We start from the raw sequence: 21,869 nt of genomic DNA on the forward strand, positions 1-21,869 counted from the left end.
AAATTCAGTATAAGTTGCTTGCATCTGCAAGTAACTTATACTTTTATGATGAGCAACACAATACTACCAAGAAATTTCTACGAGCGGCCAACTTTGGTTGTAGCCGGGGAGTTACTAGGAAAGATGCTGAAATTTTCTAACTTTAGTGGAATAATAACCGAAGTTGAAGCCTATATAGGAATGAGTGACCCAGCTTGTCATGCAGCTAAGGGTTATACTAACCGAACCTCAGTAATGTTTGGTATGCCGGGGTTTTCATATGTGTACTTTATATATGGAATGTATTACTGTTTAAATATTGTAACAGAAGCAGAAGGGTTCCCAGCAGCAGTGTTAATACGGGGATTAAAGCTCATTGAACCGCTTGAGGCAAATTTAGGTGGGCCAGGAATATTGTGTAAAAGATTAAATATTACAAAAGAACATAACAAACAGGACCTTACTATAAGCCACGAATTTTGTGTTTATGAATCTCACCTCAAACCAGATTATGTGTGCACTCCGAGAATCGGAATTAGTAAAGGCCAAGAGAAATTTTGGCGGTTTAAAAACTTAAGATCTTGCGTAGACTATTTGCCAATTGGATAATCACCAGTGAAACAAGCATCACAATATTGTGGTGTAGCATTGTTACGCACTTCTCCTTTAACAGCCTGATATAATCCATCAATACTCAAGAAGGCTAGGCTATCTACTCCTATAACTTCCTTAATTTCCTCCACAGATTTATTTGCAGCAATTAAATCTTTGCACTCTGGCGTATCTATTCCATAAAAACAAGAATGCTTAATTGGTGGGCTTGAAATTTTGAGGTGAATCTCTTTTACTCCTGCATCCTTTAGCATAACTATTATATTTGTTAACGTACTACCACGCACTATACTATCATCTATTAAAATTATGTTTTTACCTTTCAAAGTGTGCTTATTAGCATTGAATTTTAATTTTATTCTAACTTTACGTACTTCAGCGGTTGGTTGTATAAAAGTTCTTCCTATGTAATGATTACGAATTATTCCCAGTTCCATAGGTAATCCTGAATGCTTTGCATATCCAATAGCTGCAGGTATTCCAGAATCAGGTATTGGTACAACCATATCTACATTGTTTTTTGGTGGGCTCTCTTCTGCAAGTATTCTTCCTATTTCTTTTCTTGTATCGTATATAGACCTATTCTCCATTATGCTGTCTGGTCTTGAAAAATAAACGTATTCAAAAATACAAAAACTTGATTTTTGCTGTGGGAAAGGAAACATTGAGGCTAGCTTACTACCCGAACTGATGGTAACTAATTCGCCTGGTTCTATTTCTCTAACAAACTCTGCATTTATTATATCAAGAGCACAAGTTTCAGATGCAAGAACGTAAGAACCGTTTAACTTTCCTAAAACAAGAGGCCTGATTCCAGATGAATCACGTACTCCAATAACTACTTCTTGATTGATTGCAACAAAAGAATAAGCACCTTGTATTTGCTTTAATGCATATATAAAACTCTCTAAAAAGCTATCTTTTTCACCGCTTGCTGTCAGATGCACTACTACTTCTGTATCAATATCTGACTGAAAAACGCACTCTTGTTTAATCAATTGTTCGCGTATCGGAGAAATATTAATTAAATTACCATTATGTGCTATGGCGAAATCCCCAAATTTGCCACTTTTGCTAAACATGGGCTGCACTCCAAACTTATTACCACTTGTTGAGTATCGAACATGACCTATTGCACAATCTCCAGGTAAGGATTTCTTTATTTCATCTATATCATCAAATACGCTGCTCACTTGACCTTGAAAGTGATAAGAGTGCAGCTTATCGTTGTTACTGGTTACTACGCCAAAAGACTCTTGACCTCTATGCTGCAAAGCGTGGAGAGCAAGTATAGAGTTAAAAGCAGCACTTTGGTTGCAACTTATGCCAAATAACCCACATTCCTCACGCATTTCATCTAGCATAAAAACTATTAAGTAAAATTTAATTTTACTTTAGCATAGGTAAAATACAAGCATTTTGTTGTTCATCTGCTTTTATTGCCAGCAATAATCCTATGCATATTAAGCTTGCAGCAGTTGTACTTCCTCCATAGGACAGAAATGGCAATGGGTCGCCTATCACAGGTAAGAGGCCCATTGTCATTCCGATGTTTATAAAGAAATGAGCACTAAAAAAGGCGAAAATGCCGATAGATATCGACTTAGAAAAATAATTTTTCGACCTATAAGCGATAAAGAAAATTATGCCAAGTAATGAGGTATAAAGCAAAATTAAAGCCATGCTACCTAAAAATCCCCATTCCTCACTCAGCACTGCAAAAGCAAAATCTGTACGTTTCTCCGGCAAAAATCCAAGTTGAGTTTGACTTCCGTTAACAAAGCCCTTACCAAGCAAACCTCCTGAACCAATAGCTATCTGAGATTGCTGCGCATTATAACCTATTCCAAGTGGATCCACTGATGAATCCAAAAACGACAATATCCTTTGCTTGTGATAAGGACGTAAAAAAGGCCAAATAGCCGGTACTGCAAAAATGCCAAGCGTTCCACATATTACCGAATGAGATCTTTTTATTATTGCTGTGAATATAATTGATATCCCTATAAATAACATTATCACAGCTGTGCCTAAATTAGGTTGCTTTAACACCAAGAACACGGGTAAGAAAACAATTATAAGTGCCTTAAGCAATCTTTTAAATTCCATCATTTTATATACACTCTGCTTATCAAAATAGCGAGCAAGCGCAAGTATTAAGCCTACTTTTGCAAATTCTGATGGTTGCAAACTAATTGATCCAATTCTTATCCACCTTGTTGCACCCATTATGTGTGAGCCAAAAAAATTCACTACTAATAGCGAAATCACTGCTGCTACATAAAAAAAGTAGGCGTGCTTCAAATAAAAATCTAGCTCTATGAATGACATAGCTATAGCAAGTAGGAAAAAGAAGGAGAATATGACCAGTTGGTGAATCGCAAATGGCACCCACTTTCCTCCAGCAGAAGAGTATTGAACAACAATGCCAACGCAAAACAGCGCTATCACGTTAATGACTAACAACCAATGAATCTTCTTCAGTCTATCCACAATAAAGACCTTATAACCTTAAAGTATAGTAAAATATGAAACAAAGATAAAAATCAAAAAACCAACTTCTCAACTACTAACCGAATTGGAGTGCTATATATTCCAGTTACTACTGTTAAAACTGCCATAAACAATAGACAGAAAAGCATAGGAAATGGCACATCATTAATTTTGTCCGGTGTCATTCCAGTGCGTGACGTTGCATCATTTTCAAAATACATTTTCTCTACCATCTTCCACATATATATCAATGCAAGGAAAGAGCCAGCAGCAAATGTTACAAGGGAAATCCACGCATGAGATTCGATAATTGCTTTCATTATATACCACTTGCTTACAAAGCCATTTGTTAAAGGCACACCGATTAATGCTAAACTGAGTAGAGTGAACGCAAGTGCTGTATAAGGCATTGATTTCTTGAGTCCCGATAAATTCTCTATTTTTGTTGTATCAAATTTGTAAGAAATACATCCTGCAGCCATAAATAAAGATGTTTTTATTATGCTGTGGTTTACTATGTGAAGAATTGCTGCAAATACACCTGTTTTTGAGTTAAAACTCAGTGCTAAAATTATATAACCAATTTGGCTAATACTAGAGTGAGCAAGCAGTCTTTTTATGTCTTTTGCGGTTATTGCAAATATCGACCCAAATATAACAGCGCAAAGTGCGAGGATAATTATCACGTTGCTTAGTGATGGTTTAAATAAGAAGAAATTTTGATGAAAAACAGTATAAAAGATTCTGATGAAAACATATATCATCACTTTTGTCACTGTGCCTGAAAAGAATATGCTAATGAAACTTGGCGCCTCACTATATGCATTAACCAGCCACCTGCTTAATGGAAACAGTGCCATTTTGATTGAGAGACCAATAAAAATGAACAACGTGCCAAGTTTTATGATGTTGTTATCGTGTAATGGAACTATTCTTTCAGCCATGTCAGACATATTGAGCGTTCCAGTCATTGAATACAAGAGCCCGATGCCAAATAAATAAAATGTTGCGCCTATTGTTCCACTAATTAGATATTCAAATGCTGCAACCAAGGCTTTTTTATCCCTTCCCATTGAAACTAATACATAAGAAGAAAGAGATGAAATTTCCAAGAAAACGTAAAGGTTAAATATGTCGTTTGTTACTAGAATCCCGAGCAGTCCGCTTAAGCACAGTAGAAATAGAGAGTAAAAACCAGTGATTTTGTTTTTGCTAATTTCTTTTTCGTTAATATAAAAGCTATAAAGCACGCTAATCAGCGCTATAAAATTCACCAAAGTTAGAATCAAGGAGTTTAACACGTCGATTCTTAACTCTATTCCATACGGAGGAACCCAATTTCCAAGGTGATAAGTTATAATTTCACCTTTATATGTTTTAATGAGTAGTATTGATGAAATGATAAGAGTGATTGTTGTTGCAATAAAAGAAATAAACCAAGATACCTTGTGTTTCTTGGCAAGAAAGCAAAACATTGATGCAATTATTGGTATAATAACTTGTAAGATTGGTAATTGCATTAAATTGTTGTTAATATATCGTTAAAGTATTAGTATATATAATACTTTTTGTTTTAATACCCTTATGTTATCTAAAATTTGTAACGCAATAAAACGCCTATTACGAAGAGAAGATAAATTTGTAGGAAGAGATGAAAATGGAAATTCTTACTATGAATCAAGTAAAGGAAAAAGGTGGGTTATGTATAGCAGTGTCTCTGAGCCTACAACAGTGCCTCCGGAATGGCATATATGGCTTCACTATACTGATAATGTAGTACCAGTTAATAATAAAAAAAGAAAAGTAAAACATACTCCTAATTTAACGGGTACAAAAGATGCATACTATCCAAACCAAAAAGTGAAAAATTACTATAAAAGCTGGAGTCCTGATAACTAAAGATGCGAAGGTCAAATATACTTGAAATAACCGCTGGATTATTTGTATTAATTTTCACTATTTTTCTGATTTTCTTTGCTATTGATAAGCTATCTTACATAAAGAAAAACTATAAGGATTGCAATAAAATATATGGTCTTTTTGCTAACGCTAACGGTATAGGAGTTGGTGATAGTGTCAAGATCTCTGGTGTAGATGTTGGAAGCATAACTGGTGTATCACTTGACAAAGCTACCTACGTAGCACGAATCGATATGTGTATAAGCAAAGACATAAAATTGCCAATTGATAGTTCAGCTCTGATCACTAGCAGTGGAGTTGTTGGCAGTAAATTTGTTAATATATCACCTGGATCAGATATTAAACTAATCTTGCATGGTGGTAAAATAGAGTATACTCAAGCTGAAGCAAATATGGGCGGAATAATGGACAGAATTCTTGGTATGTTTACAAAGTGAAAATGGCAGGATTCCAAGTATATCCGTTCAGGTAAAGCCTCCTGTAGTTCTAAAGTATTTAAGGAGTTTGCCTTATTTCTTGCCTTTTCTACCGCTTGCTTTGGGGTTTATAGTATAGAAAGTGCCTTAATAGTTGCAGTGCATGTCTATCAATGATAAAATGAAAATTAATTTATTTTGATATTATGATTGGTTTACTGTTTGCCGTACTGTTGTTCCTCTGTGGTAGTGATGCACTTGCAAAACAGGAGCCACGTTCAATAGCTGGAGATAATCACATAAAGGTGATAAATTATAACCCACAAGCTATACATAAGTATACGGGTTTTTATGGTTATCAGTCCAGTATATTGTTTGAACCAGGGGAGGTAATACAAAACCTTTCAATGGGTGATTCAACTGGTTGGCAACTCCTTCCTCAAGGTAATAGATTGTTTATTAAGCCTATAGATGATATTGCCGATACTAATGCAACTATAATTACCAATAAAAGAGTTTATTACTTTGAACTTCATGCTGAAGAAGCAACTGGACTAGATGATCCAAGATTAGCATATGAAGTAAGGTTTCTTTATCCACTATTTAGCAGTGATGAGATTTACACAACAAATAACGGTGATATCTTCGAACAAGCTAGTCATACCATTATTCCTGATATCAATGATATTGAAGTTGTAAAGAAGGGATTAAATTTTAATTATTCCATCTCGCACGTCAAAGGTAGTCAGTCAATAATACCAATTAAGGTTTTTGATGACGGAAAATTTACATATCTACAATTCAATAAAATAAACTCTGATTTTCCGGCAGTTTTTATGGTTGATTCTGCAGGATATGAGTCTTTAGTAAATTTCCGTACAGTTGATAACTACCTGATAATCGAAAGGGTAAGTTCAGTGTTTACCTTAAGGAATGGATCGAGTACAGTTTGCCTATTTAATGAAACCATACCTTTCAAAAAAGGGTAAAGGCTATAATGCCCGAGATATGGGTGCAAAATTTTTTCTATGATGTTCTGTAATTCCATAAAGGCCAATAGCGTTAAGGTGCTCTTTTGTCCCATATCCTTTATTTTTATACCAATTATATTCAGGATACTTATTATGCAATTCTTGCATAAGCCGATCTCTCGTAACTTTTGCAACGATTGAAGCTGCTGCAATTGATGTACTCAAATTATCACCATTTACTATGGATTTCACTTGCCATTTCACTTCAGGTGGTTGATTACCATCAACTAGTACATAATCTAATTCTAGGTCCAATTCTATCAACGCACGTTTCATTGAAAGCTTTGTTGCTTGCAAGATATTGTATGAATTTATTTCTTCTACGCTTGCCATTCCTATACCAAATTTTGCAACGGATGTTATTTTTTCATATAGGACTTGCCTACATTGAGGAGTCAACTTTTTCGAGTCGTTGATTCCATCAATAATTGTATTTCTATCAATAAACACTACGGCTGCGGATATTACTGGACCAGCTAGCGGACCTCTTCCAACTTCATCCACTCCTGCTATCACTCCTGATAATTTATTTTCTAATGTAAAGTCTGGGTATTTCATAGGTTTTTATAATAAGAAAGTTATAGTAAAAACTGAACAGATAATAGAAATTATCCAAAATTTCATAACGATTACATTTTCTGACCATCTCTTCTTCTCAAAGTGATGATGTATTGGTGCCATAAGAAAAACTCTTTTTCCTTCTCCATATTTAAACTTTGTATATTTAAAATATGATATCTGAATAATAACAGATAGAGTCTCTATTACAAAGATTATTCCAATAATGGCAAGAAGCATTTCTCTTTTAATTAGGACACTAGTTAACCCTAAAGCCGCACCTACCGACAAGCTACCAACATCACCCATAAATATTTTTGCTGGATGTGTGTTAAACCACAAGAAACTTAGAATAGCTCCTATAAATGCAATGCAGAATAAAGTAATATTCATATCTGCCTGAGTTATATATGCAATTAGCCCCAAAAAAGCAAAGGAAGTGATAACTTGAGTTGCAGCAAGGCCATCCAAACCATCTGTGAGATTCACAGCATTAGAAGAGCCGACAATTACAAACGCAGCAAACGGAACATATAGATAGCCAAAATCTATTATTACTCCTTTAAATAGGGACGTTTTTGTAAAACATTCAGCAGAGTATAGCTTAAGTATAAACACACCAACCAGAGCAACAATAAACTGAATAAGTATTTTGGTTTTTGCACTTAAACCTCGATAGTGATTTGTCTTCAATTTTAAATAATCATCAATAAATCCAAGTAGAGCAAAAAATAGAGTTATCAATATCAGCAGCAAAATTTCTGGTGTTAACTGAGCCCAGAGTAAAATTGGTAATAAAGAAGAAATCAGTATTATTATTCCGCCCATAGGTGGTACATTCTTTTTTGTTATTAAATGACTTTCTGGTCCACATGATCTAATTGGTTGCCCATCTTTGCTTATTTTTTTTAGAAGCTTTATAAAATAGGGAAAAAGAATAAACCCAAAAACAAATGAGGTAAAAAATACTTTTGTAGCTAAGATCATCTGCTTACTTAAATTGACTAAGTGTCATACCACCTATAGCTAATAAAGTCAACTTCTGTCATCCTATAGCCTGACCCACAACTGTACGAACATTGTGATTTGGGCCCATCAGTAGGGTGTCATCCCAGTCTGGAATCCACAACTGTACGAACGTTGTAGTTTGGACCACCAGTGGGGTGTCATCCCAGTGCCCAGACACTGGTTCTATGCAACTTAATTAAAAACGTTTGTTTTAGTGTAAGACAATTACCTTTAGCTTATCAGCTCAGTTATAAGCAAAATTTCTGGATTCCAGACTGGAATGACACCATTTGCTGTGCAATTTACCTTCAAAAATGAATGTTCGTACAGTTGTGAACCTGTGGCAGGTATTACATAAGAGCATTTCCCTCTTCTAAATTTAAACGCACTTTTGCCTCCTTTGCAGTCTATACTTTAGATGTATTTAATTTACAAATACTAATTATTTATTAATAATGGTGATATGTAAATATAGTTATAAAATAATTGTTACACTTGAATTCCTTCCTGGTTTCTGTTGTTATCAGAACATTTAAAACACTTTAAGAAAGCTGCTTAGTTAAATTAACTTAGACAAGTAAATAGCAGTTTTGCAGCCTGTTTTTATGAATGATGATAAAATGTTGTAGCCAAATGCGCTTTCAGCATTGTGCTGAATTGCAATATCTTTGTGCTCTAACTCCTCGTCGCGAAATTTACTTATAGTTTCTCTTAATTCCCCATCTTCTAAATGTGAAACTTGCTCTTTGTAGTGCTCCCCGATAACTTCTTCAACTGCAGCAGTGCAAGCCATAGCAGCTTTTTTGCCCATAATGGCAGTTGCAACGCCAAGCGACACTCCTAAAACACGCCAAACAGGCAACAAAACAGTAGGACGAACTTTTTGCTCTTTGATTTTCTCATTAAAATAGTGAAAATGCTTTTTTTCCTGCTCTTCCATTTCAATTATTTCATTGATTATAGAAGATTTCTTAAGAATAAATTTTTGACCAGAATAAATGCAAATAGCTCCATATTCTCCAGCGTGATCTACTCTAATTGCCTGTTGCAAGAACTGATTGTTGCTGTACCTTAAATTATTTAGATTTCTTTCTTTCTCCACAATACACCTTACCTGATACGAACAGAGCTACTATGAGATAAATTAGATTCCATGTTGCTAAGGAAACACCTAGAACGTAATGAGGTCTGTCACAAGATGGAGAGTAATTAGGATTTAGTAGATTATTTCTGAGCTCTTCTATACTAACGTTACTACTTGCTTGCTCTGTACAACCTAAAACATCATGAAATAAGTGAAGTTCAAGACCTATATGATAAAAAGATATTACTGCACCTATGAGGTAGCTGCAAAACATTGCATAGATTAGAATTTTGTTGTCTTTAAGCATGCACGCTACTGCAAGTAATCCAGCGATATAGTAAACTATTCGCTCGTATGTACATAACTTGCATGGCAGCATGTTGAAAAAATATTCTAGCACATATGCAAAAATTAGAGCAGCGGCACTCGACAGCAGAAAGATTGCAGGAATTCTGGAATTATTACACATAACTTTAAGTAAATTATCCCTGAAAGTATAAAGCAGAGTATTCATTTTACATAGGGATTTTTATTTTTTTTCAAAAGCAATCTAACTGGCACACCGTCTGCAAAGAAATTTTTTCTGAGATCGTTAATTAAATAGCGTTTGTAACTTTCATCAACACTTTCAGGTATGTTACATATCAAAGAAAAAGCTGGAGGTTTAGTACCAATTTGAGCGATATACTTCATTTTAACTGCTTTGCCTTTTACAAGAGGGTGAGAATGTTTTCCTACAGCATCTATGAGCCACTTATTCAGTTTTGCAGTGCTGATCTTCTTGTTCAAGGATTCACTCACTTCAAGACACTTATCTATCACATCACCGCAGCGCATGCCTTTTAACGCAGAAATTGTTATAGTTGGCACTTCCAAGAATAACCTGGTTACTTCCTGTTGTTTGACAAATTTTATTAACCTGCTTCTGTCATCCTTACCTATTAAATCCCACTTATTTAAAACAACAATAATCCCTTTCCCTCCCTTAATTGCAGCTTCACCAATTGATAAATCCTGCTGCTCAATACCAACTAGGGAGTCTAGCATTAAAACTACCACATGAGAGCGCTTGATTGATTCCATGCTTTTCTCAACAAATCTTGATTCTAAGCCATCTACAACATTCGCCTTTCTGCGGATTCCGGCAGTGTCAATTAGAGTAATTAACTCTCCATCATGATCATATGTAATATCCACAGAATCACGTGTGGTACCTGGCTCTGAACTTGTTATTAGTCTGTTTTCTGCAAGTAAACCATTTAAAAAAGTTGATTTTCCAACATTCGGACGGCCGATGATCGCGATCCTCAGCCTACTCAGTTCATTGTTAGGTAACTCAGTGTTCTCGTTAAAATTTTCAATAACACCAGCTAATGCATCATAAAGATCAACCATACCAAGATTATGCTCGGCAGAGATATACACCGGGCCAAGAAAATCAAAAAACTGCAAATAATCAACATTTTCGGATTTATGACTCTCGCATTTATTTGCTACTAGTATTACAGGTTTATTTATTTTTCTCTTCAGCCACTTTGCAAACTCTTCATTTCGCTCATTTTGCACTTTTGCATCAACAAGAAAGAAAATTATGTTTGAATTGGATAAAGAAAATTCGATTTGTTCAATAACTTGTAGTGAAAAATTAGTTTGGTCGTTCCATCCTCCTGTATCTATAACTTTAAACTCCAAATCGCTAATTCTCCCCATTCCCTCTCGCCTATCCCTTGTCACTCCTGGAATGTTACTCACTACTGCTGCTTTTCTTCCTACTAATCTGTTGAATAGGGTCGATTTTCCAGCATTTGGTAGGCCTACTATGGCGATTTTTAGCATAATTCAAGGGCATGTTCTATATGAAGTAAATTATAACCGAAACTTTTCAATTTAACTATTGACTTCGTAGATTATATAAGCATACTACAGTTAGAATTTTTTTATTTCGTTATGTAAAATATGGGGCAGTTATGCTAGTGTCAGAGCAAATAGAGAGTGTAGATAGAGAAGAATTAAAGCAACAAAATCATATACATAAAGATACAGAGTATTCGGAAGAGACGACAATATATGGGCATATTAATCAACATATGGAAAAAAACATCTCAAATACATTGCATGAAATATATGATGCTCTTATGTCATATAACGAATCGGAACAGCCAATGGCGTCAACTTAAGAACTTTCATTAGCAAACTCTCCTAAAGACATGATGGCGTTTAGGCTTATCTACTTTATTGCGGCTGTCCCGGTCGGATTTTAACTTTAGCGCGTATACTTAAAAAGGGCTTGAAAGTTTTTTGGCGCAATAAGTACCTGATAGAGTTTCTGTCTCATTACACCAAATAAAACTGAAAAATTTAAACGATACTCAGTAATTTGATATGGGTTCCAAGGCCCTTGTGCATCACATATATGAAGCGATAATATATTGCACATGACCAAGTTTGCCCAAAATTCTTGTAATACAGCCTCTCCAGAAAAATTCTCTAACTCTGCTCCTACTTTGAGTCGTTTATAGCACTCCTCTATGTGCCACCTTAACACATAAGCTTTGCTCCAAAGTCTCGGTCAAAAACTCTGTTTCTCAGTTGGCTAATGTCAGCACTATAACTCTTACTTTCTGTCCTTTCATTTTATTTTTTAGCTTTTCATTTTCTAATATAAAATCAAAATCTAATTCGCCAGCGTTCCCATAGCTTACTATAATTTCTTTTTTGCAAGCGAAAAATAAAATCTACTTCCAAATTATAATGCTGCTGAATGAATTTTACTGAAGACGATCATAGATAAATAATAATTTCTCTTGATTTAATAAACGCATTTGAGTGATAACTTCGGGTAATTGCTCTGCCGCCAACGTTTGTTCACCTATATTCCAAGCTGCAAGACGAGCACTGCAAATCAATGAAGTACACAAATCAACAAACAAATTGCCAATGGTGCCTGTTGTTCCATTTGGTTCAAACTCGGATACAATTTCCCCAGAGCTGGGTAATCTCATACCAGAACCATCTGCTGCAATAAGTCTATAGCCTCTCCAACTCAGGTTCATCCTGATAGGCTGTTTGGATGCTTAAATTCTTGAAAGCCTGTATGGCAAATCTTATATCTTGCTTTAGAAAAAGCTTGCTTTGAGGGTACATGTCAATGGCTCCATAAGTTCACATTCTATTCCCAAACTTTTTTTAACTAACTTAAAATCATAGAAAATACTGTCGAAAAAGGAAGTTTTCTTGTTCGTGTAAAACTCAACACAATGGATTTTCTGAAAAGTTTTCGAGTATATTATATTTTTAATTTGTAGAATAAGGTTTTTTCCTTTTTGCATATTTCACCTAAAAAGGACACATTTTAGACTTCTTTGTTGAAATAAAACAGAAACAAAAGTGCTGTCCCTTGCACTCTTTGGATAATTTAATGATAAAAAATTTGGAGAGAAATTTTATATACTATCGCTGATATTTTTCCTTAAGTTGACGCCATTGCCTGAACACTTACCTAATGATGAAGCTATCGAAAACATAGCAAAGAGACTTCAAAAATCTATAGACGATGCAAAAAAGCACAAGGTCATGTTTAGTGTTGATGTATTCCAAGGAGAAAAAAGTCATCAATAATAGATTATTCGATACTGATCTTATACCACCTCATGGAGCAAGATAAAAATGTTACTGAGACTGGAAAAGAAAAACTACGGCCTCTTATGTTAGAAATGTTTAATCTAGTTTCAACAGGCACTGATGTGAGCCAAGAAGTTCGGAGATTATTGCCAGAAGATATACTGAAAGAACGCGGCGAATATTTGTCACGTCTAAAACAAATTGTAAGTGATAGTATTGAAAATGACAAAAAAAAGGAATTGTAGTAGAAAGAGATAATAAATTTTATTATGTACAGTGTCCAGAAAAAAGTGTGATCACTCCTGCAAAATTTATGAACTCCCCGGAATTTAAGGACTTAGAATATGGTGCATTGCGAATAGGAGAAGGAGATAATCTAATCTGAATAAAAAGCTGGCAATATCATGATATGCAAGGCAAAGTAAAAATGACCTTTAGGGTAGGCGATGAAAAGATCGAAATGATTTTATCTTCTGAAAAAGCTGAAAATTTTGGTAAAATAATGGTACATATGGATGACAAAAGTTGTGAAATCTTCTCAAAGTACCTAAAAGAGCTAGAAAAAGAACCTCGTATAAGCAAGGTTGTTGAAGCTGCTAAAAGTTTTGCACAAACGAAAAGCAGTGCAGTTAGTCCACCTCTTTCTAATATGAAAAGAGTTGACACATCGCAACATTTTCAAAGTAGTGACCATGAATCACCAGAGCATTAACAATTATCATACATACATTGTTGCATATAGCAATAGTGTATGTGTATAGTTAGTAGGGTTTGTAAACTTAATAAAGTCTACAACTAATTTGAAAACTACTTTATTGTATGCAAGACTTTAAAATACTAGAAAATCTAAAAACCAAAGCACTAGAAGCTGAAAAAGGAGGCGGTTCTGACAGGATTACCAAACAACATGAAAAAGGGAAATTAACTGCTAGAGAAAGGCTCAGTATATTGCTCGATGAAAGTTCTTTTGCAGAATACGATAAATTCGTAAAACATCATGCAAATGATTTTGGCATGCAAAATGCTAATTTTTTAGGTGATGGGGTAGTGATTGGTCATGGTACTATTTATGGCAGAAAAGTTTTTGTTTATTCTCAGGATTTTACTGTCTTTGGTGGTTCACTTGGTGCGTCACATGCAAAAAAAATATGCAAAATTATGGATATGGCAATTAATGCCAGAGTTCCAATTATCGGACTAAATGATTCTGGTGGAGCCAGAATTCAGGAAGGAGTAAATTCTCTTGCTGGTTATGGAGAAATTTTTCAAAGAAACGTAAATGCATCGGGTGTTATACCACAAATTTCTTTAATTATGGGCCCATGTGCAGGAGGTGCAGTTTATTCCCCAGCATTAACTGACTTTACTTTCATGGTGAAAAACAGTTCATATATGTTTATAACCGGGCCAGATGTAGTAAAAAAGGTTACCTACGAAGATGTAAGTTTCGAAGACCTCGGTGGAGCAAAAATTCATACAAGCAAAACAGGAGTAGCGGATTTTGCATTCAATAATGATGTTGAAATGCTGCTAAAAATGCGTGAATTCTTTACTTTCTTACCAGCAAATAATCAAGAATCACCAAAATCTGCACCAATCTGTAATGATGTTGACGACATTGATGAATCCTTAAACACTCTAATTCCTACCAATCCTAATACTCCTTATGATATGTATGAACTCATTGAAAAAGTTTGTGATGAAAGGAATTTCTTTGAACTGAAACCTGATTTTGCTCGTAATATCATAACTGGTTTTGGTAGAATTGGAGGAAATACTGTCGGTATTGTTGCAAATCAACCTATGCACCTTGCAGGATGTTTGGATATTGATTCTTCAAGAAAAGCTGCGAGGTTTGTAAGGTTTTGTGACGCATTTAACATTCCGATCATCACACTTATTGATGTTCCAGGATTTTTGCCGGGTACAAATCAAGAATACAATAATATAATACAACACGGAGCGAAACTGCTTTACGCTTACGCTGAAGCGACCGTGCCGAAAATTAGCCTTATCACTAGAAAAGCGTATGGTGGTGCATACATTGTTATGAATTCGAAACATCTAAAAGGTGATATAAATTATGCCTGGCCAACTGCTGAAATAGCTGTGATGGGCCCTGAAAGTGCAGTTGAGATTATATTTCGACACGAAAAAGATCAGCAAACGTTAATTAAAGAATATAAAGAAAAATTTGCTAACCCATTTTTTGCTGCATCATATGGATACATTGATGACATTATAGTGCCAAGTAAAACAAGGTATCACTTTTGTAAAGCATTAGAGCTACTCAAAAACAAGAAGGTAGAAAGGATATGGAAAAAGCATGACAACTTACCTCTGTAACTTTCTTCTAAGCCTTGCTTACAAGTTATGCAATATTATAAGTATAATCAGTGTGCCGTTACCAAGACTCGAACTTGGGACCTCGTCATTACCAATGACGTACTCTACCACCTGAGCTACAACGGCAAGTTTATATATTATGATAATGAATAACACAAAAAAGAATAAGGAAAAAGAAGAGGAGAAAAAAAGATTAGCGAAAGCTTTAAAGCAAAATATTTTGAAAAGAAAAAAGCAGCAACAGAGTAGACAGAGAACCCTTTCAAAACTCGTTTGTGGTGAGGAATTTTTAGGAGAAAGCACCGCAGAATACTCGAATGTATTTGAGAACGACAAAATTACCATCAGAAACTTAAGTTTTGAAGGAGGTATCATGCCAGAACTACCGGAAGTGGAAGTAATCTCTAATTTTTTGCTTGATAAAATTAAAAACAAGCAAATCAGTAATGTTATAGTGAATAATTGGAATTTACGTGCCCCAATAACAAAAAATATTGATGATATGCTAAAGGGCAAAGTCATACGCAACATCAAGCGTAGAGGTAAGTATACCATCTGGAATACAGATGGTAGTGTGGCTGTAATCATACATCTTGGCATGAGCGGAAAGCTTATATATGCTGACCACGATCAAATGCGGAATAAGCATGATCACGTGGTATTTTTATTTTCTGACAATACTTCAATAATTTTTAATGACCCAAGAAGATTTGGATTAGTTATCGTTTTAAATAAAGAACAAGAAACGGATTTTTTTAGCGATTTTGGAATAGAGCCCCTCACGGATGAATTCAGTGGAGACTATTTACAGGAGTTGCTGAAAAACAAAAAAGTGAATATCAAATCAGCGTTAATGGACAATAAATCAATAGTTGGCGTAGGCAACATATATGCTTCTGAGAGCTTGTTTAGAGCCCGTATATCACCACTCAGGTCAGCAAAAAACTTGACCTATAGAGAGTGCGAAAAACTTGCTGCTGAAATAAAAAATACTCTGAGTGATGCAATTGCTGCAGGTGGTTCAACACTGAAAGATTATGCACAGCCATCTGGATCTGCTGGATACTTTCAAAATAACTTTTACGTATATGGTAAAGTTCAAAAACCTTGCAAGATTTGCAATAATATCATAACACTTATACGACAAAATGGCCGTAGCACTTATTTTTGCAACGCGTGCCAGAATTAAGATTTTATTTTTTGATATGATATTTTCACTTGAAAAAGATCCATTTGATTTGTTTTCAAAGTGGTACAAAGCAGTACTTAATTCTCCGTGTGAACAACCAACTGCAATGACGCTAGCAACTTGTAGCAAAGACTGTATTCCATCTGCAAGAGTGGTATTACTAAAGGAATATAGCAAAGAAGGTTTTGTGTTTTTCACTAACGTAAACAGTAAAAAAGGGAAAGAATTGACTGAGAACCCCAAAGCTGCGTTAGTGTTTCATTGGATAGAATTTGCTAGGCAAGTGCGAATTGAAGGAGAGGTTAAACTTCTAAACGATGAAAGAACTGACAAATACTTCTCTTCTCGAGCGCTGGGTAGTCAAATTAGCGCATGGTGCTCAAAACAATCGAGCATTCTGAAAGATTGGCAAGATTTTGAGCAAGCTATAAAATTGAAGGAAAAAGAATTTCACAATACACAAGTTTCTCGTCCTGATTTTTGGGTGGGATTTTGCGTAATCCCAAAAGTAATTGAATTTTGGCAAGAAGGTGAATATAGGAAGCATATTAGATTTAGATACACTCTTGTTGAGGGAAGCGATTGGAAAGTGGAACAACTATATCCTTAAAAATGGTTGCGGGAGTAGGATTTGAACCTACGACCTTCAGGTTATGAGCCTGACGAGCTACCGAGCTGCTCCATCCCGCGTCGTTGCTTATTTAGTTATTATATATACAAATAATGAAAAAAGAAAAATAAAATTTCACCACATGCAAATATCGACACACTTATTAACTTTTCTTGACATAATAGTTAGTTATATACGTAACAATCTGCGCAATGAACAATATAACTTGATACTGTGGTTTCCTGTTCTTCAGTGTGCAGGAATTTTAACATATTTTTCCCTAAGTTTTGAACCAAGCTGCATATCTATTTTTCTTTTGCTTTTACCCACACTAATTTTGATTGCAATATTATACAGAAAGTACGCAATATTATGCATTGCTTTAATTGCAGTGCTCATAGGATTTACAGCCAGTAAATTAAGAACAGCTTTAGTTGATACTCAAATTCTTGATAAAGAGAGGTATGTAAAAAATATCGTTGCTACAGTGAAGGATATTAACGACAGGGGCTCATATAAACAATTTCTGCTTTCTGTTGAAAAATCCCCTACTATCTCAAAATCCTCTCCTGTCATCCCAGCGCCCCCTTTTGTCATCCCAGTACTTGATACTGGGATCCAGAAAAAAAAGATATGGATTCCAGCGTCACGCGCTGGAATGACACCGGATAGAGCTCTAGATAACATCAGAATATCAGTTAGAACCAAAGTGGAAAAAGGCATTAAAATAGGCGATCAAGTAAAATTATCAGCAAAACTCTTCCCTCTAAAGATTGCGCCTTCGGAGTATGCATACGATTTTGCAAGAATAGCATATTACCAGAAAATAAGTGCAACAGGTTTTGCAACAAGCAAAATAGCCCTACACAAAAAGGCTGAAGCAAGGCAATTTCTAGAGTATATAGAATCTTTCCGTCAATACATTTATGAAAACCTGCAGCAAAATATCAAAAAACCACATGCGTATATAATCTCTGCATTACTGATCGGTAAAAAAGATGGCATAGATCAAAAAACTATGGACGCGATACGAGATTCAGGTATAGCACATTTGTTTGCCATATCTGGTTTGCATTTATCATTTGTTGCTGGTCTGTTTTTTGTAGTGTTTCCTAATTTATTCGCAATATCTGAAACTTTGACTCTTAAGTATAACACCAAGAAAATATCTGCATTCCTTACTATCTTGCCAACCACGTTTTATTTATTGATTACCGGTATGCAAATTTCTGCTCAGCGTGCCTACATTATGGTGATTTTAGTACTCGTTGCAATAATGATAGAGAGAAAATATCGAGGGTTAATAGCAATTGCGTTTGCTGCTTCAGTGATACTCTCAGTAGAACCAGAAGCAATTTTAAAGCCTGGCTTTCAGATGTCATTTTCTGCTGTTTTGGCACTGGTTGCCAGTTATCAAATTAATGCTAATAAGTTGTTCAAAATAAAAATAATGAAATATTTTGTGTCGATAATGATAAGCTCAGTAATAGCAAGTTTAGCAACTGTTCCGTATACGATATATAATTTTAATTATTTTTCAATTAGTGGCATTATCACAAATTTAGTTGCTATACCAATAGTTACATTAATTATTATTCCACTTGGAATAATCTATGTTTTGTTGATTCCTTTGGGTGTTGAATGGATTATAGCGCCATTTATAGAGCGCCCAATTGACAGCATTTTGTATATAACAAATGCAATCGCTAGTCTTCAGTATTTGGTTATTCCCATTCGTACTTTTCCTGCCTCATCAATTATTATAATAACATTTGGGTTATTGTGGCTGTGCTTGTGGGAAAGAAATTGGCGTTTCTTCGGAATTTTCTTTATTGTGCTGGGTATTTTCTCTAGTGCTATGTATAGAACTCCTGATATCTTGATAAATGCTGATAATGTTGCTGCAAAGGAGAGTGATAACTTACTATATTCTCTCACCAGAAAAAATAGGAACTTTGTTGTCAAAACATGGGCGAAGCAAAATGGGCAGAACCAAATTTTGAATCATAAAAAATACAATAACTCAGATAAAAGGCTAAAGTGTAACGATTATGGCTGCATATATAATAAAGGAAATAATAAATTAGTGCTGCTAGCTTATAAAAAAGAAGATATTTCAGAAAATTGTGATAAAGTTGATTTAACAATTCAATTAAGTGAATTCGACTATTCAGCTTGCAACGCTAAAATTATTAAACATGCTGATCTAGAAACGTATGGCACACATTCTGTTTGGTTAACAAATCGTTACGTAAAGATTAATACAGTGCGCTCCAATAGGCCTTGGCACATGTTGAAAAATTAAGAAACTTGATTTTAAGGTTTGGTTAACGTATACCTAAATAAGTTTAAACTAGAAAAATGTTATGGTTACAGACACTCAAGATCCTTTCAAAGACTATTTTGATTTTTTAGGATTTAGAAAACTTTCTGACCAGCCCAGTAGAATTTTGAGCTCTATAAGAAAGTATTCTGGTACTATATCGATAGCAAGTACCATTGCTACTCTTATAGCATTTACTGCCTTTTCTATTCAGCCTGTTACAGTAAGTATTGCTGGGTTTGCGTTCACGCCAGCACCTCTTGCCTTTATTCCTCTTATAGTTCTCTTATTTACTGCTGTTATAAACTTTATAAATACACAAAAAATAAAAGAGAATGAAATAGATAAAAAAATAGGAAACTATCAAGTTGATGAACAGTACAGCCAGATTGCTCAAGAAGCTAAAAAAATTGAAATTGTAACAAATTTAGATAAAAAGGGGGAAAAGCTTTCAATAGTTTTACCAATTTCTAAGACGCAGAGAGAAATACTAGAAGATATAGAAGCAGAAAATAGAAATAGGATTCTCTTGTTTACTGGATCATATGTATTTGGTACTATTATAGTAGTTTCAGCAATATCACAATCCATTAATGCTCCAATAATATTAATAGCTTTATTAGTCGCTATTCTTTTATGCATCATATCAACACTTAGCAATCTAATAAGTAATAGCGTGGATCATGAAAATCATACTATTAGAAAACACAGTTCTTTAGGTCTTCTATTTCCATACTGGTCTGGAAAGGGCATGGTTGTATCAGTAGTAGAAAATAAGCTTGGTAAAAGGGAAAATGAACTAATATCTCTAATGAAAAAACTACTTAGTCCGCTTTGCAACTCATTTGACAGTAACCTTAAAAAAGCTTGCGATTTACTTGATAATAGTCTTTTAAAGCCTGCAAATATTAACATTAAAGAAACGCTTGATCACCTAAAAAAAATCAGAGAAGACATCAAAAAAGATTTAGATTGGCTACATGCAGAAATTTCAGAAGTTTTAAACAACACTAAAGAATTGACAAAAAAAGCACATTCACTAGATATTGAAGGTACTTTTTCTAGGTTAGAGAATGCTATTAAAATTGCTGAAGATAAAATTGAACGATTTGAACCAAGCCGCTTTGTAGGCTGGCTTCAATCAACTACGCAGTCTAATAATAACGAGTTCCTTAGCATGCTAAAAAAGTTAAAAGAGGATACAGAAGAGGAAAAAACGGAATTGAAGGAGCAATTAAACGTAGTAAGGAATGAATTAGAAGAAATAAAAAAGAAGCAAGCTCAACCAAGTACGCCTGATTTAGAAGCTAACAATGGAAATAATACTAATAAATTATTAGTATTAGAAAATAAAGTCAAAGAACTACGTGACACAGTTAGAAAGTTAGAGCTGGAAGCAGAACAAAATAAGCTGCAGCAAAAGAAGGAAAAGTTAGAGCAAAAAAAATCTGAACAAGAAAAAACAGATGAATGGAAAGAAAAAATCAACGGCAAACCAAGTGAATTCTTATATTATTTATTAGAATCTATTAAGCTGGAAGAAAAAGATAATAAAGAAAAAAAGGTTGAGGCAACATTACGAGATTTTGATAATAAAGTTACAATCTACTGGAAAGATGGCTCTCAAACAATTTGCCATATTAAAAAACAAGGTGATCTGCAAATTGAGTCTAGTGCAACAATGTTTACAGACCCAAATGTTCAAGCAGCATGGGAAATGGCGCGGGGTAAATCACTATAGATTACTCAATAATAACCTTAAGTGTTAATAATGATAAAGAGAAATTAAGGTTAGACACCTATATAGCTGAAAAATGCAACATATCACGCAGCAAAGCGCAAAGATTGATACAAAATGAGCAGGTGAAATTACTTGGCACACCGATAATTAATAATGACTACATAGTAAAACCAGATGAAGAGTATGTGGTGCATCTCGTTCAACCTGACATATCCACATCAATTGAGCCTAATTATGACATAAAACTTAATATCGTCTATGAAGATGAGGACATTATAGTTCTGAGTAAACAAAGTGGATTAACAGTGCACCCAGGTGCTGGGACAAACAATGATACGCTTTTGAACGCAGTTATCGCTCACCTTAATGTAAGACCAGGAATTGTTCATAGACTCGATAAAGATACTAGTGGGCTAATGGTAATTGCAAAAAATGAAGCAGCCCATAGTTTTTTGTCTGAATTGTTATCGAATCGCAAAATAAAGCGGGAATACTTAGCAGTAGTTTGGGGAACATTATCTTCTCAGCAAGGCACGATAAAAACTAACATTGCTCCCAAACGCGGTAATAAAGAAATGATGTGTGTAACAAAAATCACAGGCAAATTAGCAATCACTCACTATTTAGTGCAAAAAGTTATAGGACAAGTAAGCCTCGTTAAATGCACTTTAGAGACAGGCAGAACACACCAAATTCGAGTCCACATGAGCCACATAGGACATTCCATAGTTGGTGATCAAGTTTATGGAAAAAATAGTAGTAAAAGCACAAAATATGCTAAAAACTCTAGTTTCATTCGTAATTTCAATAGACAAGCACTACATGCTTATACACTGGGCTTATACCACCCAAAAAGTAAGGAATACATGGAATTTGTCTCTGATTTACCGCAAGATATAAAAACTTTAATTGGTGAGTTTGACAACATATCTTAATAA

General features: G+C 34.7%; 21 protein-coding genes, 2 tRNA genes and 1 pseudogene. 13 read left to right on the forward strand and 11 right to left on the reverse strand.

The window, feature by feature from the left end:
* Positions 1 to 48 precede the first annotated feature (48 nt).
* Entirely contained in the window at positions 49 to 588 is a 540-nt protein-coding gene (locus ACQH3L_RS00595) for a DNA-3-methyladenine glycosylase (RefSeq protein WP_038199418.1), read from the forward strand.
* Here ACQH3L_RS00595 and purF read toward each other — a convergent pair.
* From purF to ACQH3L_RS00610, 3 genes are read right to left on the reverse strand one after another with little or no spacing between them, the layout of a single operon-like run.
* Positions 570 to 1,955 carry an amidophosphoribosyltransferase gene (purF, locus tag ACQH3L_RS00600; protein WP_425384837.1) on the reverse strand — a complete coding sequence of 462 codons (1,386 nt, stop codon included), beginning with the start codon at positions 1,953 to 1,955 and terminating at the stop codon, positions 570 to 572. The two genes, ACQH3L_RS00595 and purF, sit on opposite strands and share 19 nt — an antisense overlap.
* Positions 1,956 to 1,980: 25 nt before the next feature.
* Entirely contained in the window at positions 1,981 to 3,084 is a 1,104-nt protein-coding gene (gene rodA / locus ACQH3L_RS00605) for a rod shape-determining protein RodA (RefSeq protein WP_425384838.1), read from the reverse strand.
* A 53-nt stretch (positions 3,085 to 3,137) separates the two neighbouring features.
* Positions 3,138 to 4,604 (reverse strand): proton-conducting transporter membrane subunit, encoded by a 1,467-nt coding sequence (locus ACQH3L_RS00610; protein WP_425384839.1) that lies wholly within the window; start codon positions 4,602 to 4,604, stop codon positions 3,138 to 3,140.
* Positions 4,605 to 4,668: 64 nt separating this feature from the next.
* On the opposite strand from ACQH3L_RS00610, the gene ACQH3L_RS00615 reads away from it, so the two are divergent.
* The 3 genes from ACQH3L_RS00615 (at position 4,669) to virB9 (ending at position 6,409) form a co-directional block, all read left to right on the forward strand.
* Positions 4,669 to 4,983, forward strand: coding sequence for an NADH-ubiquinone oxidoreductase subunit NDUFA12 family protein (locus ACQH3L_RS00615; RefSeq protein WP_007548590.1), 315 nt, complete (start codon positions 4,669 to 4,671; stop codon positions 4,981 to 4,983).
* 2 nt (positions 4,984 to 4,985) lie between these two features.
* The gene (locus ACQH3L_RS00620; protein WP_010082331.1) at positions 4,986 to 5,441 is read left to right on the forward strand and encodes an outer membrane lipid asymmetry maintenance protein MlaD; all 456 of its coding nucleotides are present in this window, start codon (positions 4,986 to 4,988) and stop codon (positions 5,439 to 5,441) included.
* Positions 5,442 to 5,626: 185 nt separating this feature from the next.
* Positions 5,627 to 6,409 (forward strand): P-type conjugative transfer protein VirB9, encoded by a 783-nt coding sequence (gene virB9, locus ACQH3L_RS00625; protein WP_010082330.1) that lies wholly within the window; start codon positions 5,627 to 5,629, stop codon positions 6,407 to 6,409.
* Positions 6,410 to 6,412: 3 nt separating this feature from the next.
* On the opposite strand, the gene ACQH3L_RS00630 is transcribed toward virB9, so the two are convergent.
* The 5 genes from ACQH3L_RS00630 to der all read right to left on the reverse strand — a co-directional run bounded on the left by ACQH3L_RS00630 (position 6,413) and on the right by der (position 10,937).
* Positions 6,413 to 7,009 (reverse strand): ribonuclease HII, encoded by a 597-nt coding sequence (locus tag ACQH3L_RS00630; protein ID WP_425384840.1) that lies wholly within the window; start codon positions 7,007 to 7,009, stop codon positions 6,413 to 6,415.
* A 6-nt stretch (positions 7,010 to 7,015) separates the two neighbouring features.
* On the reverse strand, positions 7,016 to 7,996 hold the full coding sequence (mraY, locus tag ACQH3L_RS00635; protein ID WP_425384841.1) for a phospho-N-acetylmuramoyl-pentapeptide-transferase: 981 nt from the start codon (positions 7,994 to 7,996) through the stop codon (positions 7,016 to 7,018).
* Positions 7,997 to 8,576: 580 nt separating this feature from the next.
* Entirely contained in the window at positions 8,577 to 9,119 is a 543-nt protein-coding gene (locus tag ACQH3L_RS00640; protein WP_006279362.1) for a demethoxyubiquinone hydroxylase family protein, read from the reverse strand.
* Complete coding sequence (locus ACQH3L_RS00645; RefSeq protein ID WP_010963042.1) at positions 9,094 to 9,615, reverse strand: disulfide bond formation protein B; 522 nt, start codon at positions 9,613 to 9,615, stop codon at positions 9,094 to 9,096. The genes ACQH3L_RS00640 and ACQH3L_RS00645 overlap by 26 nt, the downstream gene beginning before the upstream one ends.
* On the reverse strand, positions 9,612 to 10,937 hold the full coding sequence (gene der, locus ACQH3L_RS00650) for a ribosome biogenesis GTPase Der (RefSeq protein ID WP_010963041.1): 1,326 nt from the start codon (positions 10,935 to 10,937) through the stop codon (positions 9,612 to 9,614). The genes ACQH3L_RS00645 and der overlap by 4 nt, the downstream gene beginning before the upstream one ends.
* A gap of 131 nt (positions 10,938 to 11,068) precedes the next feature.
* Between der and ACQH3L_RS00655 the strand changes: the two genes are divergently transcribed.
* Entirely contained in the window at positions 11,069 to 11,278 is a 210-nt protein-coding gene (locus ACQH3L_RS00655; protein WP_010081834.1) for a hypothetical protein, read from the forward strand.
* A 9-nt stretch (positions 11,279 to 11,287) separates the two neighbouring features.
* Here ACQH3L_RS00655 and ACQH3L_RS00660 read toward each other — a convergent pair.
* A pseudogene (locus ACQH3L_RS00660) lies at positions 11,288 to 12,430 on the reverse strand (transposase).
* Between the two features lie 321 nt (positions 12,431 to 12,751).
* On the opposite strand from ACQH3L_RS00660, the gene ACQH3L_RS00665 reads away from it, so the two are divergent.
* The 3 genes from ACQH3L_RS00665 (at position 12,752) to ACQH3L_RS00675 (ending at position 15,068) form a co-directional block, all read left to right on the forward strand.
* On the forward strand, positions 12,752 to 12,967 hold the full coding sequence (locus tag ACQH3L_RS00665) for a hypothetical protein (protein ID WP_233641024.1): 216 nt from the start codon (positions 12,752 to 12,754) through the stop codon (positions 12,965 to 12,967).
* A 164-nt stretch (positions 12,968 to 13,131) separates the two neighbouring features.
* Complete coding sequence (locus tag ACQH3L_RS00670) at positions 13,132 to 13,434, forward strand: hypothetical protein (protein ID WP_425384842.1); 303 nt, start codon at positions 13,132 to 13,134, stop codon at positions 13,432 to 13,434.
* A gap of 107 nt (positions 13,435 to 13,541) precedes the next feature.
* Complete coding sequence (locus tag ACQH3L_RS00675; RefSeq protein ID WP_015589410.1) at positions 13,542 to 15,068, forward strand: acyl-CoA carboxylase subunit beta; 1,527 nt, start codon at positions 13,542 to 13,544, stop codon at positions 15,066 to 15,068.
* A gap of 53 nt (positions 15,069 to 15,121) precedes the next feature.
* Here ACQH3L_RS00675 and ACQH3L_RS00680 read toward each other — a convergent pair.
* Positions 15,122 to 15,194, reverse strand: a tRNA-Thr gene (locus ACQH3L_RS00680).
* Between the two features lie 247 nt (positions 15,195 to 15,441).
* Between ACQH3L_RS00680 and mutM the strand changes: the two genes are divergently transcribed.
* Together mutM and pdxH are read left to right on the forward strand one after the other, a co-directional pair.
* Entirely contained in the window at positions 15,442 to 16,257 is an 816-nt protein-coding gene (gene mutM / locus ACQH3L_RS00685; protein ID WP_010963068.1) for a bifunctional DNA-formamidopyrimidine glycosylase/DNA-(apurinic or apyrimidinic site) lyase, read from the forward strand.
* Between the two features lie 16 nt (positions 16,258 to 16,273).
* Positions 16,274 to 16,867, forward strand: coding sequence for a pyridoxamine 5'-phosphate oxidase (gene pdxH, locus ACQH3L_RS00690; protein ID WP_022626142.1), 594 nt, complete (start codon positions 16,274 to 16,276; stop codon positions 16,865 to 16,867).
* A gap of 3 nt (positions 16,868 to 16,870) precedes the next feature.
* Here the strand turns inward: pdxH and ACQH3L_RS00695 are convergent.
* Positions 16,871 to 16,947, reverse strand: a tRNA-Met gene (locus ACQH3L_RS00695).
* Between the two features lie 62 nt (positions 16,948 to 17,009).
* Between ACQH3L_RS00695 and ACQH3L_RS00700 the strand changes: the two genes are divergently transcribed.
* The 3 genes from ACQH3L_RS00700 to ACQH3L_RS00710 all read left to right on the forward strand — a co-directional run bounded on the left by ACQH3L_RS00700 (position 17,010) and on the right by ACQH3L_RS00710 (position 21,866).
* Positions 17,010 to 19,172, forward strand: coding sequence for a ComEC/Rec2 family competence protein (locus ACQH3L_RS00700; protein ID WP_425384843.1), 2,163 nt, complete (start codon positions 17,010 to 17,012; stop codon positions 19,170 to 19,172).
* 61 nt (positions 19,173 to 19,233) lie between these two features.
* A complete protein-coding gene (locus ACQH3L_RS00705; RefSeq protein WP_010082004.1) occupies positions 19,234 to 20,931 on the forward strand; it encodes a hypothetical protein in 1,698 nt (565 codons plus the stop codon).
* Positions 20,922 to 21,866 carry an RluA family pseudouridine synthase gene (locus ACQH3L_RS00710; protein ID WP_038227940.1) on the forward strand — a complete coding sequence of 315 codons (945 nt, stop codon included), beginning with the start codon at positions 20,922 to 20,924 and terminating at the stop codon, positions 21,864 to 21,866. Before ACQH3L_RS00705 ends, ACQH3L_RS00710 begins: the two co-directional genes overlap by 10 nt.
* Positions 21,867 to 21,869: the final 3 nt, after the last annotated feature.

Source organism: Wolbachia endosymbiont (group A) of Sturmia bella (genome assembly GCF_964030905.1).
Lineage (GTDB): Bacteria > Pseudomonadota > Alphaproteobacteria > Rickettsiales > Anaplasmataceae > Wolbachia > Wolbachia pipientis.

Coding starts and splice junctions, on each gene's coding strand:
- ACQH3L_RS00595 (WP_038199418.1), top strand. CDS start 49: ATGAGCAACACAATACTACCAAGAAATTTCTACGAGCGGCCAACTTTG.
- purF (WP_425384837.1), bottom strand. CDS start 1,955: ATGCTAGATGAAATGCGTGAGGAATGTGGGTTATTTGGCATAAGTTGC.
- ACQH3L_RS00610 (WP_425384839.1), bottom strand. CDS start 4,604: ATGCAATTACCAATCTTACAAGTTATTATACCAATAATTGCATCAATG.
- ACQH3L_RS00615 (WP_007548590.1), top strand. CDS start 4,669: ATGTTATCTAAAATTTGTAACGCAATAAAACGCCTATTACGAAGAGAA.
- ACQH3L_RS00620 (WP_010082331.1), top strand. CDS start 4,986: ATGCGAAGGTCAAATATACTTGAAATAACCGCTGGATTATTTGTATTA.
- virB9 (WP_010082330.1), top strand. CDS start 5,627: ATGATTGGTTTACTGTTTGCCGTACTGTTGTTCCTCTGTGGTAGTGAT.
- ACQH3L_RS00630 (WP_425384840.1), bottom strand. CDS start 7,009: ATGAAATACCCAGACTTTACATTAGAAAATAAATTATCAGGAGTGATA.
- mraY (WP_425384841.1), bottom strand. CDS start 7,996: ATGATCTTAGCTACAAAAGTATTTTTTACCTCATTTGTTTTTGGGTTT.
- ACQH3L_RS00645 (WP_010963042.1), bottom strand. CDS start 9,615: ATGAATACTCTGCTTTATACTTTCAGGGATAATTTACTTAAAGTTATG.
- der (WP_010963041.1), bottom strand. CDS start 10,937: ATGCTAAAAATCGCCATAGTAGGCCTACCAAATGCTGGAAAATCGACC.
- ACQH3L_RS00655 (WP_010081834.1), top strand. CDS start 11,069: ATGCTAGTGTCAGAGCAAATAGAGAGTGTAGATAGAGAAGAATTAAAG.
- ACQH3L_RS00665 (WP_233641024.1), top strand. CDS start 12,752: ATGGAGCAAGATAAAAATGTTACTGAGACTGGAAAAGAAAAACTACGG.
- ACQH3L_RS00670 (WP_425384842.1), top strand. CDS start 13,132: ATGCAAGGCAAAGTAAAAATGACCTTTAGGGTAGGCGATGAAAAGATC.
- ACQH3L_RS00675 (WP_015589410.1), top strand. CDS start 13,542: ATGCAAGACTTTAAAATACTAGAAAATCTAAAAACCAAAGCACTAGAA.
- mutM (WP_010963068.1), top strand. CDS start 15,442: ATGCCAGAACTACCGGAAGTGGAAGTAATCTCTAATTTTTTGCTTGAT.
- pdxH (WP_022626142.1), top strand. CDS start 16,274: ATGATATTTTCACTTGAAAAAGATCCATTTGATTTGTTTTCAAAGTGG.
- ACQH3L_RS00700 (WP_425384843.1), top strand. CDS start 17,010: ATGCAAATATCGACACACTTATTAACTTTTCTTGACATAATAGTTAGT.
- ACQH3L_RS00705 (WP_010082004.1), top strand. CDS start 19,234: ATGGTTACAGACACTCAAGATCCTTTCAAAGACTATTTTGATTTTTTA.